General features: G+C 35.5%; 4 protein-coding genes. 3 read left to right on the forward strand and 1 reads right to left on the reverse strand.

Annotated features, from left to right (window positions below; translation table 11 throughout):
* The first annotated feature begins 174 nt into the window (after positions 1-174).
* The 3 genes from E1171_RS06545 (at position 175) to E1171_RS06555 (ending at position 4381) form a co-directional block, all read left to right on the forward strand.
* Entirely contained in the window at positions 175-603 is a 429-nt protein-coding gene (locus tag E1171_RS06545) for a hypothetical protein (RefSeq protein ID WP_155205210.1), read from the forward strand.
* A 414-nt stretch (positions 604-1017) separates the two neighbouring features.
* On the forward strand, positions 1018-3936 hold the full coding sequence (locus tag E1171_RS06550) for an AsmA family protein (protein WP_155205211.1): 2919 nt from the start codon (positions 1018-1020) through the stop codon (positions 3934-3936).
* 214 nt (positions 3937-4150) lie between these two features.
* Positions 4151-4381, forward strand: coding sequence for a hypothetical protein (locus E1171_RS06555; RefSeq protein WP_155205212.1), 231 nt, complete (start codon positions 4151-4153; stop codon positions 4379-4381).
* A gap of 15 nt (positions 4382-4396) precedes the next feature.
* On the opposite strand, the gene E1171_RS06560 is transcribed toward E1171_RS06555, so the two are convergent.
* Positions 4397-4581, reverse strand: a 185-nt coding sequence (locus E1171_RS06560) for a VOC family protein (protein ID WP_187696307.1), incomplete at its 5' end; no start/stop codon positions are given.

Here is a 4581-nt window from a genome sequence, read left to right on the forward strand (position 1 = left end):
TTTTTGTCTTACACCAGCTGAAATGGTTTAATTTTAATTTTTTTGATCTTCTTTTATAATAAATTGAATTATTTGGATGAAAAAATCAATTATTTTCCAAAAGACCTTTCGTCTTTAAAATAAGATTTATATTTTTATGCGTTTTCCAAAAAAAATTCTGTCTTAAAATTCTTTATGAGAGTAGTTCGCGGAAATAATTTTTTTGCTTTAAGTGCCTTCCTTTCATTGATTTTGCAAATGTTCTCCTGTGCCACCACTAAAAACAAGGAGGAGTTAATTGTGGGAGAATGGAATGCCGAGTGGAAAACCACACCTGCAGATTCAACAGACGAACGGAATGAACTTCAATATAATATGAATGGAAAAATTGTTTTCCAATCCAATGGTCTGGTGGAAGTAGTAGGTTATGGGTTTCCGGGTTGTGTATTTAGTAATGATACCCTGATGAATAAACTTCATTGGTCTTTAGGGCCTGGCACAATCAGCATGCATAATTTAAAGGACCAGTTTGATATGAAGTATAATATTCGACGACTGAACCATGCCGAACTTGAATTGTCTTTAATGAATGACATTACCCTCCGTTTGACAAGAAATTATTAGACTTTATTAAATATATGTTCTAAAAAACTATCCCGGTAAATAAATTTTTCCGGGATTTTTTGTATCTAGATAAATTACGTCCAAAAATTATTGAATTAGCACTAATGATGATATTAACAACTGGATTATTTCAACCTATTATTTCTTTAGAAAAATTTATTTTGAAGGAGTTAGAATTCCCACCAGATCTGTTTGTAATATAGAATGAAGCATTCCTTCAACAAGTTTTATTTAAATAATAAATGATGTCCAAATTTGGGTCTAATTTGATTTTAGATCCGGTATTAATAATTCCGGAAACTGGTTCTAGTACTAATGGTGTTTTGTATTAGGTGCTGGTTTTGTGTTAAGATGGGCTTTTTAATAAATTTTAATTGTTTTGTTTTCAGTTTACTCTAATAACCGTCCATAAAAATGAAAAAAGTATTTCTTATCCTTGGTGTCATGTTTATCCTGCTTATTCTAGCAGCAGGAATTATTCCTTTTATATTTAAGGATGAGGTTAAAAAGAGGATAGATAAGGCTCTTGCAGAAAATGTAAATGCTGAGGTATATTATGATGCTGATCAATTTGGTCTGAATCTTTTTAGCAATTTTCCCAACGCTACTTTGACACTTGGAGATTTTGGTGTAGCCAATCGAGTACCTTTTGAGGGAGATACCTTGCTAGATGTTAAGTCATTGCGTTTTGTGATCAATATAGTAAGTGTGATCAAAGGAGAAAATATTAAAATTGATGCTATTGAGCTTGATCAACCTAAAATTCATGTGAAGGTTTTGGAGGATGGGCAAGCTAATTATGATATAGCGGTAAAGAAGGTAAAAGAAGAAGAGAAAGAGGAAAAAGTGGAAGAAGAGGAGGAAGCGCCTAAAGAAGTCTCTTTTCAGGTCAATCATTGGGCTATAAAACAAGGTCAAATAATATACGATGACCGTTCATCTAAACTTCTTACTGCCTTAGTGGGTGTGAATCACCAAGGAAAGGGAGACTTTACTCAGCAAATCTTTGATATCGTAACCCAAACCACTATTGATAACTTATCAGTCAAATATGAAGGCACTGAATTTCTCAGCAATAAAAGTTTAGATGCCAATATCACTATGAACATGGATATGGACCAAATGAAGTGCACTTTTAAGGATAACCGTGTCAAACTAAATGAATTTGCCTTTAGTTTTGAGGGATTCTCTGCTATGCATGAAGATGATTTGGATCTTGATATTTCCTTTAAGGCTGAAAAAACCAACTTTAAGGACTTATTGTCTCTAGTACCTATGGCTTATATGAAGGGGTTTGAGGACATAAAAGCGGAAGGAAATGTAGCTTTTGATGGATTTGTCAAAGGTGCTTATAATTCGGAAAAGGATAAGATGCCTGCTTATCAACTAAAAGTTTTGGTGGATAAGGGGCAGTTTCAATTTAAAAAGGTGCCCAAACCCGTCCGTAACGTCAATGTCGATCTATTGGTGGATAATAAAAGTGGGAAGTTTGAAAATACTTTATTCAATATCAAAAAGTTCCATGCGGACCTGGGTAATAATCCTTTTGATGCACGCCTGTTAATCGAGGGTTTAGGGAAAATGAAAGTGGATGGGCAAATAGATACGGAGATAGATTTGGAAGAGCTTACCAGTATGTTTCCTTTAGAAGATATGACCTTGAAGGGTAAGTATAAATTACATGCGAAAGCAAATGGTGTTTATGATACGCTAAGATCAATTATTCCTCGAATTGATGCGGTAATGAGTTTGGAAGATGGGTATGTAAAAACCAAGGATTTTCCGATTCCTTTGGAGAATATTTTTGTAGATGCCACCGCTAAGAATACAAGTGGAAGAATGGCCGAGACGGTTTTAAACATCAGCGACTTTGAATTTGAGCTGGAAGGTGAAAAAATGGTCGGGAATTTAAAGGTAGAGAACCTGGACGATTACACTTGGGACATGAACGTGAAAGGGGATGTAGATTTGGCCAAGATCACAAAAATTTATCCTTTGGATAGTATGACTGTAGCGGGAAGGCTGCATGCAGATATAAATACCAAAGGGAAAATGTCCGATTTGGAGGCCGAACGTTACGATCGTTTGCCTACCAAAGGTAAGCTGGATGTCCGTGATTTTAGTTTTACCAGCTATGACCTTCCCCAAGGGTTTAGGATTACTAAAGCAAAAGCAGTTTTTGACCCCCAAAGAATTACCTTGAGAGAATTAAATGGTTTTTTGGGAAAAAGTGATATCCAGATTAAAGGGTATTTATCTAACTACTTGGCTTATACCTTAAAAGAAAGAGCAGTTATCAAAGGTAAAATGGATTTTAAATCAAAAACCTTTGACCTAAATGAATGGATGGAAGAAGAGCCAAAGAAGGCAGCAACTCAAAAACCTAAAAAAGAAGAAGAGCCACATCTTCAGGCCTATGAGGTACCAAAAAATATCGATTTTGTTTTGAATGCCAGGATTCAAAAGGTGCTGTATTCCGATTTGACAATGAATAATATGACGGGAAAAGTAGTGGTGAAAAATGGGGTAATTCGATTGGAAAATGGGAAATACCAACTGGCAGGAGGGGATTTTGGCCTGGCTGGGATGTATGATTCCCGAAACATTAAACGGCCCAAGTTTGATTTTGATTTTAATATTCGAAACATGACCATCGCCAATGCTTATAATTCTTTTGATGTGGTTAAAAAATTTGCTCCTATTGCTGGACGAATGAATGGAAATTTTACTACCGATTTTGATTTGGCAGGAGACTTAAAACAAGATATGACCCCAGAGTATAATACCTTAAATGGAAATGGTGTAATTTCCATAAAGGATGCCAGCTTGAAAGGGTCTAAATTATTGCGTGGAATTTTAATGGTCACGAAACTTTCTGATGCCAATGAAATGAACCTTAAAGATGTGGATATTCAAGCTGAAATCAAGAACGGAAGAGTTTTTGTTAAACCTTTTGAAATGAGTGTTGGAAGTTATATGGCCAAAATTGGGGGAAGTCAGGGAGTCGATGGCACTTTGGATTATACCATGGACATGACTGTACCGGCTGAAAAATTAGGTTCGCAACTTGGAGGACTTATCAGTGGGTATTTGGGAGGAGGAAAGCCTACGGATGTGATCTTGAAACTAGGTATAAAGGGGACTAGTGATAATCCAAAAGTAAGCATTCTAGGTACAAACTTTGTTACCGCCGGCGAGGAAGGAGAGCCTGCTGATACTACCACTTTGAAAGAAAAGGCCAAGGAGGAAGCAGAAAAAAGAGCCCAAGAAGAGGCCGAAAAGCTTAAAAAGAAGGCGAAAGAGAAATTGAAAAAGCTTTTTGGTGATGACTAGTTTGTTAATTATTGAAGAGTGAACATTGGTTTTTAACGTTTTTGATGAGGGAGTTTGGGTTTTTTAAAGTTCGAACCTCTCTTAATTTTATTTTAATCTTCCCTTAATCACGGAATTACAATTGATATTTAAATTTGACAAACAGGGTTGGGAAATGAATTTTATGGTGAGAAACGAATAAAGATGATTTTTAGAATTTTAAAATGTACAAATTATGCGAAAGGCCCAGCCACTTTATTACAATGGTCTAATATTTATTCCACTGTCAAAGCTTCCTCTCGATCAACAACGATCATTTTCGGAATGGTTTCCTGAGACTAACTATAAAAAGATCAGGTATTTTAAAATAGAGTTAGATGATTGTATACTGTACGAGGAGTATGAGTATTGGTTTGATAATCTTTTCCAGGGGACTACCCAAAACAGTTTTGATAATTTTCTTTAGGGCTTGAATTGAAATTTATTCCCATATTCCTTCGGGTACAATTTCCAATAAATGCTTGTCAGGATCCTCGAAGTAAAAAGACTCGAGTTTACCTTTTTTCCACTTCTGACGATGTAGGATTTTTATTCCCGCTTCTTCGATTTTTTTTATCCATTTAGGATAACCCTCTACACTTACTTCAAAAGCTATATGCTGTCTTC

The sequence above is a fragment of the Xanthovirga aplysinae genome, assembly GCF_009711365.1.
GTDB lineage: Bacteria > Bacteroidota > Bacteroidia > Cytophagales > Cyclobacteriaceae > Xanthovirga > Xanthovirga aplysinae.